Raw genomic sequence first — 18,852 nt, 5'->3', positions numbered from 1 at the left:
TAATATTATTTTTTTTGCTGAAATCTTTGTACAGAAAGTAAAATTTCTTTTTGTGCGTCAAAAACATTTCCCCAATTATTTACTTGACACCATTTTTTTGGTTCTAAATCTTTATAATGTTTAAAAAAATATATAATTTTTTTTTGTAATAATACTGATAAATCAATAATATCTTTTATTAAAATAAATTCTTGAGAAATCTTATTATGTGGAACTGCAATTATTTTTTTATCATCTCCTGCTTCATCTATCATATTTAATAAACCTATAGGACGACATCTTATTACAGATCCTGGTATAATTGAATAATTAGTTATGACTAATACATCTAACGGATCTTTATCTAAAGATAAAGTATTATTTATATATCCATAATTACATGGATAAAATATAGGTATATTAATAAATCGATCTACAAATAATATTCCATATTTTTTATTAACTTCATATTTTATTCCATTAGAATTAGAAGATATTTCAATAATTACATTAATATCATTAGGGATATTCTTACCAGCAGGTATACTATTAAGGTTCATATAATAATTTCCTTAAAATATAAAAGATATTTTTAAAAATATTAAAATTTCATGTTTAAAAAAAACATGATATAATAATTAACATATTTAGTATCATATTTCTTTAAATAAAATTAATAATTAAATTTATTAATTTTTTTATAAAAAATGGTTTATTAATTATGGCTAGAGTTACTGTAGAAAAAGCTGTGAAAAAAATAGGTAATAGATTTGACTTAGTTATAATAGCCTCTAAAAGAGCTAGACAAATTCAAATTAGAGGTAAAATTCCATTATTACCTGAAAAAAATGATAAAACAACTATATTAGCATTAAGAGAAATTGAACAAGGATTAATAAATAAAAAAATTATAGATAATTATGAAAAAAATATAGATAAAAAACTGCAATCTGTTGATATATATAATTATTAATCTATTTTTCCATAAATTATATTTTATAATAACACTTTTATTATTTATAAATTCTTACTTTTTTAAAAAAGTAATATATTAAATATCAATATTAGTCACTTTTAAAGCATTTTTTTTTATAAATAATCTTCTAGGTTCAACTTCATCACCCATAAGAGTAGAAAATAATTTATCTGCTTTTATTGCATCTTTAATTGTTACTTTTAACATATTCCTAGTTAAAGGATTCATCGTTGTTTCCCATAATTGATTAGGATTCATTTCTCCTAATCCTTTATATCTTTGTACAGTAAAACTTTTTTTTGATTCTTTTAATAACCATTCTAGACCTTCTTCAAAAGAGTTAATATATTGATATTTTTTACCTTTCTCTACACGAAAAATTTTTTTTTCTTTTAAAGAAATTAATTTATTACCTAATAAACATATTTTATTATATTCATTACTAATAAAAAAATTATAATCTAGTAAATATTTACTTATATTACCATATTTATCTTCATAAATTATTGGTTCAAAAATATTTTTTTGTATATTATTATGTATATTTCCTGAAAAATTAATATTACTATATTTTTTATTTAAAAATAATAATAAATTATTTATCCACAAATTTACATTATCATAGTTGTTTAATTTTTCTAATTTTAGATTATATAATAAGGCATTTAATATTTTATTAGAAAAAATATATTTTAAAGATTTCATATTTTTTTTTATAATATTATATTCATTCACTAAATTTAGTAATTTTTGATCTGACAAATTTTTTTTTGAATTTTTAAAAAAAAATATAGCGTTATTTAAAGCTATATTTAATGTAAAAATTTCCATTTCTGCATTATTTTTAATATATAATTTTTTTTTACCTTGTTTTATTCTGTATAATGGAGGTTGAGCGATATATATATATCCTTTTTCTATAATTTTAGGCATTTGACGATAAAAAAATGTTAATAATAAAGTACGAATATGTGCTCCATCCACATCTGCATCTGTCATAATAATAATATTATGATATCTTAATTTATCCAAATTATATTTTCCAGAATGTATATTACAACCTAAAGCAGTAATTAATGTAATTATTTCTTGAGAGGAAATAATTTTATTAAAACCAGCTTTTTCTACATTAAGAATTTTCCCTTTTAAGGGTAAAATTGCTTGATTTTTTCTATTTCTACCTTGTTTAGCAGAACCTCCTGCAGAATCACCTTCTACTAAATAAATTTCAGATAATTTTGGATTATTTTCTTGACAATCAGATAATTTTCCTGGTAATCTAGATATACTAAGAATGTTTTGATTTTTTATAATATCTTTTGTTTTTCTTGCTAAATCTCTTATTTTTGCTGCACGAATTATTTTTTCTATTATTTTTTTAGCATCACTAGGATTTTCTAATAAGAAAAACATTAATTGTTGATTAACATAACATTCTACTAAAGATTTTATTTCTGATGAAATTAATTTTTCTTTAGTTTGAGAGGAAAATTTAGGATTTAAAGTTTTAATAGATATAATTGCAATTAAACCTTCTCTTGTGTCTTCTCCTGTTATATTTATATTTTTTTTTTTATTATAACCTTCTTTATCTATATACAAATTAATTGTACGTGTTATAGCTGATTTTAATCCAGATAAATGAGTTCCTCCATTTTCTTGTGGTATATTATTTGTAAAACAATATACTTTTTCTTTAAAAGAATTATTCCATTGCATAATAATTTCTATATTTGTTTTATCATTTTTATTATGACAATAAAAAATATTTTTATGTATAAGATTATTATTTTTATTTAAATATTTAATAAATTCTTTTATTCCTCCGTAATATTGAAATGAATCATATTTATTATTTTTAATATCGGTAATGGAAATAAACAATCCTGAATTTAAGAATGATAATTCTCGTAATCTTTTAGATAAAATTTTATAATTAAAGGTTTGAATATTAGTAAATATATTATAATTAGGCCAAAATCTTATATTAGTACCTGTATTTTTACTTATACCAATTATTTGTAATTTATTTTGTGGTATTCCATAATAATATAATTGTTTATACAATTTACCATTTCTTTTAATAACTAATTCTAATTTTTTAGATAAAGCATTTACTACAGAAATACCTACACCATGTAATCCTCCTGATAATTTATAAGATTTATTATCAAATTTACCTCCTGAATGTAATATCGTCATAATTACTTCAGCAGCTGATATTTTAGCTTCTTTATGAATATCTGTAGGTATACCTCTCCCATCATCACTAATAGAAATAGAATTATCATTATAAATAACAACATGTATATTTTTACAATAACCAGAAAGAGACTCATCAATAGCATTATCTATAACTTCAAATACCATATGATGAAGTCCAGTACCATCATCTGTATTTCCAATATACATTCCTGGTCTTTTTTTAACTGCATCTAATCCTTTTAAAATTTGAATACTTGATGAATCATAATATTTATTTTTCAAGTTTAACTCTCATTTTTATATAAAAAATAGTACAATTTTTAAATTTTCATTGGCATAATTAAATAAATTCTATTTTTTTCATAATTATCTTCGATTTTAATACTAGAAATATTATTAGTAAAAGAAATTTTAATAATACTACTTTCTAATACATTAATAACATTTATTAAATAATTAATATTTAAAGATATATTTATATTAAATTCTTTACCATCATTATTTTTTTCTATTTCTAATATTTCTTCAACTTTTTCATTATTAATATTATTACTAAATATTTTTAAATAATTATTATTAAATAATAATGTTACTCCTTTAGTTCTTTCATTAACTAGAATAGATATTCTATTTAAAGAATTTTTTAATTCTATACGATTAATTTTTATAGTTTTGTAAAAAAATTTAGGTATAATTTTTTTATAATTAGGAAAATTACTTTCAATTAATTTAGATATAAATTTTAAATTATTAAAAATGAAACAAATATTATTACAATTAATTTTAATATTAATTAATTCATCAGTATTATTAAGTAATTTAAATAATTCAAAAATACTTTTTTTAGGAATTATAACATAATAATCAATTATTTTTGTATGTATAATAGAATTATAAATAGATAATCTATGACCATCAGTAGATACAATATATAAAATATTATTTTTAATTTGTAATAATAATCCATTTAAATATTTTCTTACATCATTATCTGCTATAGAAAAATAAGTAGCATATATAAATTTTTTTATTACCTTATTTTTAAGATAAAATTCTATATCATATTTTATAAAATCTATAGTAGGAAAATTATCTATTGGTAAAGTAGATATTTTAAAAAAACAATTTTTAGATGATATAATAACTTTATTATCACTAAATAATAATTTTATATCATTCTTTTTAGGTAAACTACGACATATATTAAAAAATTTTTTTCCTTGGAGTATAACTGAATATTTTTTTTTATTATTTATATTTTTAATAAATGATGTAATTTCAATTTCTAAATTAGTACTTTTAAAAAAAATTATTCCATTATCCATAATTTCCACTAAAATATTATTTATAATAGGATGTATAGATTTATTATTAATAATATTTGTTACATATTTTAATGGTTTAATTAATAATTCACGATTAATAGTAATAGTAATATTATTTTCCATTATTTTATAAAAAATTATAATAAAATTTTTTTATAATTATAACATAATTATATTTTTAAATATCTAAATTAAAAAAATGATATATAAAATATAAGTTTTATGTAATAATTAATTTATTTAAAATATGTATAAAGTATAAATTTTATGAAACGTACTTTTCAACCATCTATATTAAAGAAAAAAAGATCTCACGGATTTAGAAATAGAATGAAAACAAAAAATGGTAGAAAAATAATAAATCGTCGTCGTACTAAAAATCGTATATATTTGAGTATTTCAGATAAAAAATTAAAATAACAATGAATAATTTAAATTTTTCTAAAAAAAAACGTTTAACTTCATTTAATTTTAATATCGTATTTAATGATCCTATAAAATCAAATAATAAATATTATACAATTCTAAGTAAGATAAATAGAAGAAAATATTCCCGTATAGGTATTATTATACCTAAAAAAATAATTCATAAAACAAATCTTAGAAATAAATTTAAAAGAATTATTCGTGAATACTTTCGTTTAAATCAATATTCATTTATAATTATGGATTATATTATAATTATAAATAATAGAAATATTTTAAAAATAAACGATTTTTTTTCAAAAAAATATTTAGAAAATATATGGAGTTTTTTTAAAATAAAATAATTTATTTAAAATAATTGTTATTTTTAAGTTATAATTAATTTTTAATATTAAATAAATTAAAATGAGCATAAAATAATGAATTCAAAAAATAATATTATTGTAATTATTTTTTGTTTATGTAGTTTTATTATTTTAGGTAATTGGCAAAAAATATATAATTATATTCAAAATAATAGAAAAATAGTTATTAATAAAAATTTAATAAATATAGATAATAAATATAAAAAAACTTCTAATATTAATAATAATAATAATATTTTAGTCAAAACTAATAAATTTTTTTTATATATTAATCCTTATGGAGGTACTATTGAAAAAGTACAATTATTAGATTATTTAGATAAATTAAATTCTAAAAAATTTTTTACTCTATTAAGAAAAAATTCTGATTTTATTTATCAAATAAAAAGTGGTATAATTCAAAAAAATAATTTTGAAAAAAATAGATTTTTTAATAAAAATTCTAAATTTTTTTCAAAATCATATAATTTTAATTTTAAAAAAAATACAAATATATTAAAAATACCTTTATTTTTTATAAAAAAAAATATTTTATACATAAAAACATTTTCTTTTACAAAAGAAAATTATTTAATAAATATTAATCATCAAATTTTTAATAAAAGTAAAAAACCTATTTGTTTAGGTATATTTGGACAAATAGATAAATCTAGTTATACTCCTGAAAAATATTTAGATAAAAAAAAAAATAATATTTCTGCTAAAATATTTAATAATGTAGCTATTTCTACAGAAAATTTTAAATTTAAAAAATACAAATTTTCTCATATTTTAAAAAATAAAGAAATAAATATACCTGTTAATTATGGATGGGTAGCTATGTTACAACAATATTTTACTTCAGCTTGGATTATTCCTAAACTTCATAAAAAAAATAATATATATATAAAAAAATTATTTAATAATATTATTAGTATTGGTTTTAAATCTGCTAATTACTTAATTTTACCTGGAGAAAAATATAATTTTGTATCAAAATTATGGATAGGTCCTAAAATTCAAGAAAAAATGTCTAAAGTTGCACCTTTTTTAGATCTAACTATAGATTATGGTTTTTGGGGATTCTTGTCTAGACCATTATTTAAACTATTGAATTTATTATTTAATCTAATAGGAAATTGGGGTTTTGCAATAATTATGATTACTCTGATAATCAGAATATTAACATATCCTTTATCAAAAGAACAGTATATAGCTATAGCTAAAATGAATTTTTTACAACCAAAAATAAAAAAAATCAAAGAAATTTTTAGCAATGATAAAGAAAAATATACTAAAGAAATAATTTCATTGTATAAAAAAGAAAATTTAAATCCATTATCTGGATTCATACCTTTTATTATACAAATGCCGATTTTTTTAGCTTTATATTATACATTAACTAATTCTATAGAATTAAGACATGCTTCATTTATTTTTTGGATAAAGGATTTATCATCACAAGATCCATATTATATTTTACCGATAATAATGAGTATTACAATGTTATTAATTCAAAAAATTTCTCAAAATAATTTTGATAAAGATGATATACAAGCAAAATTTACATATATAATACCTATTATATTTAGTTTATTTTTTTTATGGCTTCCTTCAGGATTAGTTTTATATTATATAATTAATAATTTAATAACTATTTTACAACAAAAATGGGTTTTTTATAAAATAAAAAATAAATATTATAAAAAAATATAACAATTTTATTGATTAAATTATGGAAATAAAAAAACATACAATAATTGCAAGGGCAACTCCTTTAGGTCAAGGAAGTATAGGAGTTATAAGAATATCTGGTAATAAAGTAATAAATGTAATTAAATATACATTAAAGTTAAATTATCTTAAACCAAGATATGCACATTACTTACCTTTTTTTTATAAAAATAAAATTATAGATAAAGGTATTGTAATTTTGTTTCCAGAACCTAATTCTTTTACTGGTGAAGATATTTTAGAAATCCAATGTCATGGAAATACTTTATTATTAGATTTATTAATAAATGATATATTAAATATTTCTGGAATTAGAATTGCAGATCCAGGAGAATTTTCTAAAAGAGCTTTTTTAAATAAAAAATTTGATCTAACTCAAGCAGAAGCAATTTCCGATATTATTTCTGCTAATTCAAAAGCAGCTGTATTTTCAGCAATGAATCTTATGAATGGTAAATTTTCTTTATTGTTAAAAAAACTTAAAAAAATAATTATTAACCTAAGAACTAAAATAGAATCTTTTCTTGAATTTAATTATGAAATTAATTTTTCTATTTTTTGTAAAAAAATCTTAATAGAAATAGAAAAATTATTAAAAATTTTAAAAAATATTATAAAATATGTAAAAAATGGTATCAGAATTAAAGAAGGAATTAAAATAATATTAATTGGGCCACCTAATTCTGGTAAATCAAGTTTAATGAATTTAATTACTGAAAAAAATGTTTCTATAGTAACTAATATTCCCGGAACAACTAGAGATATTTTACATGAAAATATTTATATAAATTCAGTTCCTATAGAAATTATAGATACTGCAGGTATTAGAGATACTGATAATCAAATTGAAATATTAGGTATTAAAAAAACTTTTAAAGAAATTAAAAATTCTAATTATTTATTTTTAGTAATAGAAGATAACATATCAAAAAAAAATTTATCTCATATTATGAAAAAGTATTTAGAAAAATTTATTAAAAAAATTCCTATTATTATAATACGTAATAAAATAGATATAACAAATAATATTCCTGAAATAATATATAATAATAATTATACAATCGTAAAAATATCTACTAAAACAAAAAAAGGAATATCAATTTTAATGAATTTTATAAAAGAAAAAATTATATTTACTAATATAAATGAAGATCAATTTACAGCAAAAGAAAGACATTTAAATTCTTTAAATAATATTTATAAATATCTTATAAAAGGAAAAGATAATTTTTTAAACACAAATTCTATAGAATTATTATCTGAAGATTTCAGATTAATACAAAAAGAATTAGATTTTATTACTGGAAAATTTTATTCTAAAGATTTATTAAATAATATTTTTTCTCAATTTTGTGTTGGTAAATAAAAATTATGCCTGAATTACCTGAAGTAGAAGTAATTAAAAATATAATAAAACCGTCATTAAAAGGAAAAATAATTAATTATTCTATAATTAGAACTAAAAAACTAAAATATATTATTTCTGATAATATTATTAAGATTAATAATCAAAAAATTCTAGATGTTAAAAGAAGAGGTAGATACATTATAATAATTTTATTAAAAAATACAATTATTATACATTTAGGTATGACAGGGATATTATCTATTCTTAGTCATAAAAATATGTATTTATATACTAAACACGATCATATCGATCTGATTATAGATAATCATTTAATTTTAAGATATACAGATATTAGAAAATTTGGATTTTGGTTATGGGAAATAAAAAATTATAAAAAAAATATATTTTTGAAAAAATTAGGTCCTGAACCATTAAACAATAATTTTAACAGTTTATATTTATATAAATACACTCAAAAAAAAAATATTGCTATTAAAATATTATTAATGGATAATAAAGTTGTAACTGGAATAGGTAATATATATGCTAATGAATCTTTATTTTTATCAAAAATATTACCTATTCGAATATCCAGTACTTTAAATTTACAAGAAATTCAAACATTAGTTAAAAATATTAAATATATTTTATATAAATCTATAAAATATGGAGGTTCTACTATAAATAATTATAGATTACCTAATAATAATATTGGAAATTTTTCTAAATATTTTCTAGTATATGCTAAAAAAAATCAATTATGTCAAATATGTAAAGAAAAAATCATTAGAATATTTCAAAGAAATAGAAGTACATTTTTCTGTTCTAAATGTCAAAAATAATTATTTTTGAATAAAAAAATTAATCTAATAAAGATGTAATTTGATTACATGTTTTATATTTTATTAAAATAATTCTACTTATAATAACTAAAAACAAAGATATAATTATTAATATTGTTGCTAGAACATTAATTTCAGGAGTAATACCTATTTTTGACATTGAATAAATTTTTAAAGGTAATATTTCATATTCTGGACCTGTTACAAAAGTTGATATAGTTATATCATCCATAGATAAAGCAAAACTTAATAACCAACTAGAAATAATAGTGGGAAATATGATAGGAAATATTATTTCTGTTAAAATAATCATTTCACTAGCACCTAAATCTTTTGCGGCTTCTATCATACGACTATCAAAATCATGTAATCTAGAATGAATAGAAATAACTACATATGGAAGACAAAATGTAATATGTGAAAATAACAAAGACCAAAAACCTAAAGAAAAATTTAATAAAATAAATAATAATAATAATGAAATACCCATTACAATATCAGGAGAAATAATTACTATAAATAATAAAGTACTTATAAAAGATTTAATATGCATATTGTAATGATATAATGATAATGCAGTTAATAATCCAATAAATGTTGTAAAAGTAGCAGTAATAATACCAATACATAAAGAATGATATGTAACTTCTAATAAAGAAGAGTTATGTATAATTAATTTATACCATTTAGTACTAAATCCTTGCCATGTAATACCAAAACGTGATGAATTAAAAGAATTAATTACTAATAATATAATAGGAATATAAAAACAAAAGTAAATAAAATTTATAAAAATGATTCTACAAACACGTTTAAACATTTTTTTTAAATTCCTTTTTATCTAAAAAATTGACAATTTTAAAATATAATATTAAAAATATACCTGTAAATAATGTAACTATTGTGCTAGTTGCTGCTCCTAATGGCCAATCTCTAATATTTAAAAATTGGTTTTTAATAATATTACCAATTAATAAATTTTTAGCCCCTCCCATTAGATCAGAAATATAAAACATACCCATACTAGGTAAAAATACTAAAAGACAACCTGCAATAATACCTGAGGTAGTTAAAGGTATTATAATATAAAAAAATATTTTCCAGGATTGAGCACCTAAATCTTTTGCAGCTTCTATACAAAATTTATCTAATTTTTCAAAACTAGAATATATAGGTACTATCATAAAAGGTAGTAAAATATATACTAGTCCTATTATAACAGCAGTAGGAGTATAAATTATATGAATAGGAGAATTAATAATTTTAAAATAAAATAAGATATTATTTAACCATCCATTAATTCCTAAGAATATTTTTAAACAATATATTCTAATTAATGAATTAACCCAAAATGGTAAAAATAAAAAAAATAACATTAAAGATTTTTTTTTATTAGATATTTTTGATAAACACCATGCAAAAGGATAACCTATTAACAAACATATTAATGTTGTAATAAAGGAAATAAACAAAGAATTTATAAAAACTCTAATATATAAAAAATTAAATAAATTTAAATAATTATTAAAAGAAAATTTAAATATAAATAAGTGAGAATTACCTTTTTTTAAAAAACTAATCATAATAATTATTATATTAGGTAATAAAATAAATAAAAATAACCAGCTAATAATTATAAAAATTATAATTTTTTTAATATATTTCATTACTTTTTTCATAAGGTAATACAACCTCCCATGTTTCTACCCAATTTATTAACATTTTTTGATTTAAAGAATATTCTATATAATGATCATTTTCATTAAAAAATTGACTTACAGTTATAATTTTACCATTATTAAGTTTTAATATAGATTCTAAAGTCATACCTTTATAATTTTTTTCTTTTATATAACCAATTAAACCTGTAGTTAAATTAGTTTTACTATTAATTTTTTTAATTCTTAAATCTTCTGGTCTTAATAAGACATGTATTTTTTCTCCAATAGTAATTGGAAACGGAATTTTAATATTACATATATAACCTTCTAAATTAACTAATACTTGATACTTATCAAGTATTTGTAAAATTTTAGCATTAAAAATATTTATATCTCCTATAAATTTAGCAACAAATAAATTTTTAGGTTCTTCGTATATCTCTCTAGGAGTACCATCTTGTTCTATTTTACCGTTACGTAATAAAATAATACGATCTGAAATACTTAATGCTTCTTCTTGATTATGTGTAACAAATATAAAAGTAATACCTAATTTTCTTTGTAAAGCCTTTAATTCATTTTGCATTTTTTTACGTAATCTATAATCTAGAGCTGATAATGATTCATCTAATAATAATATTCTAGGTTTATTAATTACAGCTCTTGCAATTGCAACTCTTTGTTGTTGTCCTCCAGATAATTCATGTGGTTTGCTATTTATAAAATTTTTTAATTGAACTATATCTAAAATTTTTGCAACTTTATTATTTATTTCTTTTTTTGTTTTTTTTTGCATTCTTAAACCAAAAGCTATATTATCAAATACAGACATATGAGGAAATAGTGCATAGCTTTGAAATACAGTATTTATTTGTCTTTGTTCTGCTGGATATTTTGTTATTTCTTTTTGATTTAAAAAAATACAACCACTATCTACTTTTTCTAAACCTGCTATTAAACGTATAATAGTTGTTTTTCCAGAACCAGAAGGTCCTAATAAGGTAATAAATTCTCCGTCATTAATACTTAAATTTAAATTAGAAATAATTTTTTTACCTAAAAATGACTTATTAATATTAATTAAATTAATTAGTATTTTTTTAAAATTTTTTTTTTCCATAATAATACTTACTCTATATAAAAAATATTAAAAAAATTTATTTTAATTAAATTAATGGAATCCCACTTTCAATAATTCCACCTCCTAAACAAATTTGTCCATAATAAAATACAGCCGATTGTCCTTTTGTAATACAAGCAATAGGATCATATAAATATACTTTAATTTTATTTTTTTTTAAAAAAATAATTTTACATTTAACTTCTTTTTGTCTGTATCTAGTTTTAACTGTATATTTTTTTTCTGTATTTTTTGGTATAAAATTAATCCAATGAATTTCTTTTACTATTAATCCAATAAAATATAAATATAAATTTTCTTTACCTTGTACTGTAATTAAAATATTTTTTTTTATATTTTTTTTATAAACATACCATGGTTTACTTTTATAATAAATAGAACCTCCGATTCCAATTCCTTTTCTTTGTCCTATAGTATAATGTATTAATCCTTTATGTTTACCTATAACTTCTCCATTAATATTAATTATATTACCAGGTACAGGAGATATATATTTATTTAAAAAATTAGGAAAATTTTTTTCACCTATAAAGCAAATTCCTGTAGAATCTTTTTTATTAGCATTAATAAATTTAAATTTATTTGTAAAATATCTTACTTCTGTCTTTTTTAATCCACCTATAGGAAATAAAATTTTTTTTAATTGTTTTGCTTTTATTGTATATAAAAAATAACTTTGATCTTTATTAGGGTCAATACCTTTTAATAAAAAAAAATTATTTTTAATCTTTTTACGACGTACATAATGTCCTGTACAAATAAAATCAGCTCCTAAGTTATTAATAGCAAAATTCATAAAATATTTAAATTTAATAATTTTATTACATAAAATATCGGGATTTGGTGTATGTCCTTTTTTATATTCAAGAAGGAATTTTTTAAAAACATAATTCCAATATTCAAATGAAAAATTAATTTTATGTAAACGAATTTTTAATTTTTTACAAATAATTTCTGCATCATATAAATCTTTTGTAGAATTACAAGTATTATTTATATCATCTTCTTCCCAATTTTTCATAAATAATCCTTCTACTTGATAATTTTGTTTTTTTAATAACCAAGCAGAAAAAGAAGAATCTACACCACCAGACATTGCAACTATAACTTTTTTTTTTAACATAAATTATTTAAAATAACAATTTTTATATATTAATAAAACTAGTGATATTCTTTCTAAAAAAGAATACAGTTATTTTTTATATTTTTTTTGTAGTTTTTATTCCTAATAAATATAGTCCTTTTTTTAAAAATAAAGATGTTAAAAAAACTATTTTTAATCTGCTAATTTTTAGCATATCATCTTTTAAATTTAAAATATTACAATTTTCATAGAATGAAGTAAATAATACTGTAAGTTTATATAACCAATTACATAATATGTGTGGAGTACCTTTTTCAACAATTTTAAAAATAATTTCTTCAAAATCTAAAAATAATACAACAAGATTAAATTCATAATGAGTAATAAAACTAATTTCTAAATTTAAAAATTTTGTTAAATTAATATTAGATTTTTTTAATAAAGACTTAGCTCTTACATAAGCATATTGAATATATAAAGATGTATTTCCATTGAAAGATAACATTTTATCCCAATTAAAAATATAATTATTTATTCTATTTTTAGATAAATCAGCATATTTTATTGCCCCAATACCAATAATATGAGATAATTTTTCTAATGCTTTTTTTTCTATAAAAGGATTTTTTTTAATAATTATATTTTTAGCTTTAATAATAGATTCTTTTATTAAATTATTTAATTTTATATTACTTCCTTCTCTTGTTTTAAAAGGTTTATTGTTTTTATTTAAAATCATTCCAAACATATGATGTTCTAACTTTATATTGGCAGGGATATATTTAGCTTGTTTAACTATTTGAAAAATCTGTTTTAAATATTGATTTTGACGTGAATCTACATAATAAATAATTCTATCAGCTTTAAATTTTTCATAACGGGATTTAATACATGCAATATCAGTTGTTGCATAAAGATATGCTCCATCTTTTTTTCTAATAATAACAGCCATTAATTCTCCTTTTATATTTTTCATTCCTTTTATAGGAACAACAACAGCTCCATTATTATTAATAGCTATTCCTTTTTTTTTTAAATCAATAATTATACTTGATAACATATCATTATATGTACTTTCTCCCATAGTATCATGACGTGTAAGTTTAATATTAAGTTTATTATATAATTGATAATTATAATTCATAGTAATATCAACTATTTTTTTCCATATTTTTAAACAAGAAATATCTTTTTGTTGTAATTTAACTACATAGATTTTAGATTTTTTTGCAAAATTAATGTCTTCAATATATTTTTTTTGAGCTTTTTTATATAATTTTTCTATATCAGAAAGTAATAAATTCATTTTTTCTTTTTTCTTTAATTTTAAAAAAGCTATGAGCATACCAAAATGTGTCCCCCAATCACCAATATGATTTGATTTAATAACATTATGTCCAACAAAAGATAAAATTCTTACAATAGAATCCCCTATAATAGTAGATCTTAAATGACCTACATGCATTTCTTTTGCTATATTAGGACTTGAATAATCAATAACAATATTTTCAGATAAAATTTTTGTTGTTAATCCTAATTTTTTAGATGTTATTAATAAATTAGCCTGATTTGATAACCATTGATTTTTAATAAAAAGATTAATATAACCTAATTTAGATATTTTAATTTTAGATATTATATTTTTTATATTTAAAGATTTTACTACTTTAGTAGCTAAAGTATTAGGATTTATTTTTAAATAAATAGCTGCAGATATAACGCCATTAACTTGATAATGTCCTAATTTTTTTTTCTTACATGAACGTAATACTGGATCATATTTTTTTGGAATACCTATTTTAATCATAGATTTATGAATTTTTTTTGAAAGAATTTTTTTTATATTCATATATTTCCTACTTTATTATTTTAATACTTTATATAACTATTAAAGTTATGAATAATATTCAAAAAAACAAAATTATCTTTTCCAAAAATTTTTCTAAAATAATTTTTTTATTTTAAATGACTTAATTATAAAATAAATTATTTTTTTTATTTATTACAATATCATATTTTTTTTAAATAAAATTTAATTTTTTTATTTATATAAAGTATATTATTTTTTAATATTTAAAAAATAATAAAATATAATACTTTATTAGTTATTTTACTTAATTTTTTTATATAAAATAATAAATTTTATAAAATAAAATTATTTGTATTAAAGTTTTATTTAATAAAATATATTTTATATATAATAAATTTAGTTATATAATAATTATTTTTTAATAAAGGATTTATAAATGAAAAATAAAATTTATTGTGGTGAAATTAATAAAAAATTTATAAATAAAGAAATAATTATTTATGGTTGGGTAGATAGTTATAGAAATTTAGGAAAATTAATTTTTGTCAATATAAAAGATAGAGAAGGTATAATTCAAGCAATTTTTAAACCCAAATATGAAATAGCTTATAATATAGCAACTACATTACGTAATAATTTTTGTGTAAAAATTAAAGGTAAAATAGTAGAAAGAAAAGAAAAAAATAAAAATTTAAATTTATTAACTGGAGAAATAGAAATTATTGGTTTTAGTCTATCTATATTAAATAAATCTAAATCATTACCTGTAGATCTTAATATAAATAATTCCGAAGAAATTAGATTAAAATATAGATATTTAGATTTAAAACAAAAAAAAATGATTGTAATTTTAAAACAAAGATCTAAGATTATTAGCTATATTAGATCTTTTTTAGAAAAAAATAAATTTTTAAATATTGAAACTCCTATATTAACAAATGTTACATCAGAAGGTTCGAGAGATTATTTAGTTCCCAGTAGAATCCACAAACATAATTTTTATGCATTACCTCAATCTCCACAAATTTTTAAACAATTATTAATGATTGCTGGATTAGATCGTTATTATCAAATTGCTAAATGTTTTCGTGATGAAGATCTACGTTCAGATCGTCAACCAGAATTTACACAAATTGATATAGAAATATCTTTTATAAAATTAGAAAAATTTCGAAATTTTATAGAAAAAATGATTTTTAATATATGGAAAAATATAAAAAATATTTATTTAAATAAATTTAAAGTTCTAACCTTTAAACAATCAATGAAAGATTTTGGTACAGATAAACCTGATTTAAGAAATAGTTTAAAACTTATAGATTTAAGTAATTTTTTTAATAAAAAAAATAAAAATAGAATAATTTCCCTTTCTATTAAAAAAAAACATCTTTATAATATAAAAATTCAAAATTTAAGTAAATATATAAATTTTATTAAAAAATATGGGACAAAAGATTTAAGTATACTTCAAGTACATAATAATAAATTAATAAATATTTTAAACATAAAAAATAATTTAATTGTTAATTTAAATAATGAAAATGTTAAAAATATTATTTATAAAAATAATTGTAATCATGATGATATTATTTTTATTGGAACAGAAATTATAAATGATAATATGTCTTCAATGGGACATTTACGAAAAAAATTAGGAAAAGATTTTAATCTTATAAATGATAATGAATGGTCTGTATTATGGGTAATAGATTTCCCTTTATTTCAAAAAAATAAAATAGGTAAATTAGTTTCAATGAATCATCCATTTACGTCACCAAAAAATTGTTTTATAAAAAATATAGATCATTTTTTTAAAAAAAATCCTTATCAAATTATATCTAATTCATATGATTTAGTAATTAACGGATATGAAATAGGAAGTGGTTCTTTGAGAATAAATGATTATAAACTTCAAAAAAAAATATTTAATTTTCTTAAAATAAATAAAATAATACAAAAAAAAAATTTTGGTTTTTTTTTAGAAGCTTTAAAGTTTGGAACACCTCCTCATTTAGGAATAGCTTTAGGATTAGATAGATTAATTATGTTATTAACTAATACTAATAATATTCGTGATGTTATTGCATTTCCAAAAACTACATCAGCAAGTTGTTTATTAACTAGAGTTCCTTATAAAATAAATGCTAATCTTTTAAAAGATTTAGGATTATCATATTTATTATAATAACTATTTAATAATAAAAGGAATATAATTTTATGTCTGGACATAGTAAATGGTCTAATATGCGTCATCGTAAAGAACTACAAGATAATAAAAAAGATAAAATTTTTTCTAAAATTATTAAAGAATTAAATTCAGCAATAAGAATCGGAAATAGCATTAATCCACAATATAATTCTAAATTACGTTTAATTATAGAAAAAGCATTGTCATTTAATATGAAGAGATCAATTATTCAGAATATTTTAGAAAAAAAAAAAAAAAATAATAATCAATTAAAAGAAATATATTATGAAGGTTTTGGTCCTGATAATATTGCATTAATGATAAAATGTTTAACAAATAATAATAATAGAACTATATCTGTTATACGTAATATTTTAAATAAAATTGGAGGAAGCTTAAAACAACAAGGTGCAGTTAATTATATATTTAAAAAACAAATATTTGTTTCATATTCATATAAAAATAATTTAGATAATATTATTGATATAGCAGAAAAATTACAAGCAGATGATATTATATGTAACAAGACAAATATTCAAATAATTTTTTCAAAAAAAAAATATAAGTTTTTTACCAAAGAAATAAAAAAAATAAAAATAGAACCAATCAAGATTCAATTATTTATTGAACCATTTATGAAAAAAAAAATAAATATTTTTACAAAAAATAAATTAATTCATTTTTTATCTTTATGTAAAAAAAATAATGATATAAAACATATTTATCACGATGCTGAAATTGAATAAATAAAATTTTTTTAAAAATTTAAAAGATAAAATATTATATCAATTATTTTAAATAATAAATTAATATTTAATATTACAGCATATGAAACATAATTAATAAAAAAAATCTCAAAATAATTTATATTATATTAATTATATTTTTACTTTAAAATCAAAGATTTTTTTATTATTTTAAAATAAATTTATAAAAATATAAATGAAATAATAAGAAAAATTAAACTTACTATTTTTTTTATAGAATAAATTTTTATATTTAAAATATAAATATTATTTTAAAATTAAGATATATGAAATATAGTATAAATTTAAAAAAATAATAATCTTATTTTTCTAAAATATTCATGATTAAAATAAAACTAATTATAACACAATTAATAATAAAAAATAACATAAATACAAAATATAATATTTACGTTATTCAAACTATATTATTATTTTAATAAAATATAACTAATATATTAGAAATTATTATTTTATTAATATATAATCTTGTGTATTTATAAAAAAATATTTTTGAAATTTTTTTAATAAAAAAAATTTATTTATAAATTTCTAATATAGGATCAATACCTGCTATAACATTTCCTGAATATTTTTTAATTTTGTTAATTTTTTCAATATTAGAAATTATCACAGGAGTATATATAGATTTAGCAGTTTTTTTTAAAAAATTTAAATCTAATTCAATAATTATTTCACCTTTTTTAACTATATTATTTTTTTTTAAATTAAATTTTCTTGTAAATCCTTTACCTTTTAATTTTACTGTATCAATTCCAAAATGAACAAATAACTCAATTTTATTATATGTTTTGATTGAAAAAGCATGATTAGTTTCAAATATTTTACCAATTATTCCATCAACAGGAGCAACTATTATATTACCGGTTGGGTTAATAGCAATACCATCTCCTACAATTTTATCAGAAAACACAATATCGGGGACTTTTTCTATATCTATTATATTTCCTGAAATAGGAGCAAATATTTTAGTAAATTTAATTTGTTTTTTTTTTTTAAAAAAATTAGAAAAAATATTCATT

17 protein-coding genes are annotated in these 18,852 nt (G+C 18.1%); 8 read left to right on the top strand and 9 right to left on the bottom strand.

Annotation, left to right across the window (positions count from 1 at the left end; genetic code table 11):
• Positions 1 to 5: 5 nt before the first annotated feature.
• Positions 6 to 539, bottom strand: a complete 534-nt coding sequence (gene ppa / locus GJT94_RS02170; protein ID WP_168894491.1) for an inorganic diphosphatase — start codon at positions 537 to 539, stop codon at positions 6 to 8.
• A 161-nt stretch (positions 540 to 700) separates the two neighbouring features.
• On the opposite strand from ppa, the gene rpoZ reads away from it, so the two are divergent.
• Positions 701 to 952: a DNA-directed RNA polymerase subunit omega gene (rpoZ, locus tag GJT94_RS02165; RefSeq protein WP_168894490.1), complete on the top strand. Its 252-nt coding sequence runs from the start codon at positions 701 to 703 to the stop codon at positions 950 to 952.
• A 78-nt stretch (positions 953 to 1,030) separates the two neighbouring features.
• Here rpoZ and gyrB read toward each other — a convergent pair whose 3' ends face one another.
• Together gyrB and dnaN are read right to left on the bottom strand one after the other, a co-directional pair.
• Complete coding sequence (gyrB, locus tag GJT94_RS02160; protein ID WP_168894489.1) at positions 1,031 to 3,442, bottom strand: DNA topoisomerase (ATP-hydrolyzing) subunit B; 2,412 nt, start codon at positions 3,440 to 3,442, stop codon at positions 1,031 to 1,033.
• Between the two features lie 38 nt (positions 3,443 to 3,480).
• Positions 3,481 to 4,608 (bottom strand): DNA polymerase III subunit beta, encoded by a 1,128-nt coding sequence (dnaN, locus tag GJT94_RS02155; RefSeq protein ID WP_168894488.1) that lies wholly within the window; start codon positions 4,606 to 4,608, stop codon positions 3,481 to 3,483.
• Between the two features lie 144 nt (positions 4,609 to 4,752).
• Here dnaN and rpmH point away from each other — a divergent pair, with 144 nt between their 5' ends.
• The 5 genes from rpmH to mutM all read left to right on the top strand — a co-directional run bounded on the left by rpmH (position 4,753) and on the right by mutM (position 9,179).
• Complete coding sequence (gene rpmH / locus GJT94_RS02150) at positions 4,753 to 4,905, top strand: 50S ribosomal protein L34 (protein ID WP_168894487.1); 153 nt, start codon at positions 4,753 to 4,755, stop codon at positions 4,903 to 4,905.
• Between the two features lie 2 nt (positions 4,906 to 4,907).
• Positions 4,908 to 5,255 carry a ribonuclease P protein component gene (rnpA, locus tag GJT94_RS02145; RefSeq protein ID WP_168894486.1) on the top strand — a complete coding sequence of 116 codons (348 nt, stop codon included), beginning with the start codon at positions 4,908 to 4,910 and terminating at the stop codon, positions 5,253 to 5,255.
• Between the two features lie 75 nt (positions 5,256 to 5,330).
• Positions 5,331 to 6,971: a membrane protein insertase YidC gene (gene yidC, locus GJT94_RS02140; RefSeq protein ID WP_168894485.1), complete on the top strand. Its 1,641-nt coding sequence runs from the start codon at positions 5,331 to 5,333 to the stop codon at positions 6,969 to 6,971.
• A gap of 19 nt (positions 6,972 to 6,990) precedes the next feature.
• Positions 6,991 to 8,355, top strand: a complete 1,365-nt coding sequence (gene mnmE / locus GJT94_RS02135; protein ID WP_168894484.1) for a tRNA uridine-5-carboxymethylaminomethyl(34) synthesis GTPase MnmE — start codon at positions 6,991 to 6,993, stop codon at positions 8,353 to 8,355.
• Positions 8,356 to 8,360: 5 nt separating this feature from the next.
• A complete protein-coding gene (mutM, locus tag GJT94_RS02130) occupies positions 8,361 to 9,179 on the top strand; it encodes a bifunctional DNA-formamidopyrimidine glycosylase/DNA-(apurinic or apyrimidinic site) lyase (protein WP_168894483.1) in 819 nt (272 codons plus the stop codon).
• A gap of 19 nt (positions 9,180 to 9,198) precedes the next feature.
• Here the strand turns inward: mutM and potC are convergent, their stop codons facing one another.
• The 5 genes from potC to argS all read right to left on the bottom strand — a co-directional run bounded on the left by potC (position 9,199) and on the right by argS (position 14,914).
• Positions 9,199 to 9,999, bottom strand: coding sequence for a spermidine/putrescine ABC transporter permease PotC (gene potC / locus GJT94_RS02125; protein WP_168894482.1), 801 nt, complete (start codon positions 9,997 to 9,999; stop codon positions 9,199 to 9,201).
• On the bottom strand, positions 9,992 to 10,858 hold the full coding sequence (gene potB / locus GJT94_RS02120; RefSeq protein ID WP_168894481.1) for a spermidine/putrescine ABC transporter permease PotB: 867 nt from the start codon (positions 10,856 to 10,858) through the stop codon (positions 9,992 to 9,994). Before potB ends, potC begins: the two co-directional genes overlap by 8 nt.
• On the bottom strand, positions 10,833 to 11,960 hold the full coding sequence (potA, locus tag GJT94_RS02115) for a spermidine/putrescine ABC transporter ATP-binding protein PotA (protein WP_168894480.1): 1,128 nt from the start codon (positions 11,958 to 11,960) through the stop codon (positions 10,833 to 10,835). The genes potB and potA overlap by 26 nt, the downstream gene beginning before the upstream one ends.
• Positions 11,961 to 12,006: 46 nt before the next feature.
• Positions 12,007 to 13,104 carry a tRNA 2-thiouridine(34) synthase MnmA gene (gene mnmA / locus GJT94_RS02110; protein ID WP_168894479.1) on the bottom strand — a complete coding sequence of 366 codons (1,098 nt, stop codon included), beginning with the start codon at positions 13,102 to 13,104 and terminating at the stop codon, positions 12,007 to 12,009.
• Between the two features lie 76 nt (positions 13,105 to 13,180).
• Positions 13,181 to 14,914, bottom strand: a complete 1,734-nt coding sequence (gene argS, locus GJT94_RS02105) for an arginine--tRNA ligase (RefSeq protein WP_168894478.1) — start codon at positions 14,912 to 14,914, stop codon at positions 13,181 to 13,183.
• A 397-nt stretch (positions 14,915 to 15,311) separates the two neighbouring features.
• Between argS and aspS the strand changes: the two genes are divergently transcribed.
• The gene (aspS, locus tag GJT94_RS02100) at positions 15,312 to 17,060 is read left to right on the top strand and encodes an aspartate--tRNA ligase (protein WP_168894477.1); all 1,749 of its coding nucleotides are present in this window, start codon (positions 15,312 to 15,314) and stop codon (positions 17,058 to 17,060) included.
• A 32-nt stretch (positions 17,061 to 17,092) separates the two neighbouring features.
• Positions 17,093 to 17,809 carry a YebC/PmpR family DNA-binding transcriptional regulator gene (locus GJT94_RS02095; RefSeq protein WP_168894476.1) on the top strand — a complete coding sequence of 239 codons (717 nt, stop codon included), beginning with the start codon at positions 17,093 to 17,095 and terminating at the stop codon, positions 17,807 to 17,809.
• Between the two features lie 538 nt (positions 17,810 to 18,347).
• Here the strand turns inward: GJT94_RS02095 and crr are convergent.
• Positions 18,348 to 18,851: a PTS glucose transporter subunit IIA gene (gene crr / locus GJT94_RS02090; RefSeq protein WP_168894475.1), complete on the bottom strand. Its 504-nt coding sequence runs from the start codon at positions 18,849 to 18,851 to the stop codon at positions 18,348 to 18,350.
• Between the last annotated feature and the right edge of the window lies 1 nt (position 18,852).

The sequence above is a fragment of the Enterobacteriaceae endosymbiont of Donacia cinerea genome (genome assembly GCF_012569925.1).
In the GTDB taxonomy this organism is placed as follows: Bacteria; Pseudomonadota; Gammaproteobacteria; order Enterobacterales; family Enterobacteriaceae.
This window is presented reverse-complemented; position numbering and strand designations above follow the sequence as displayed.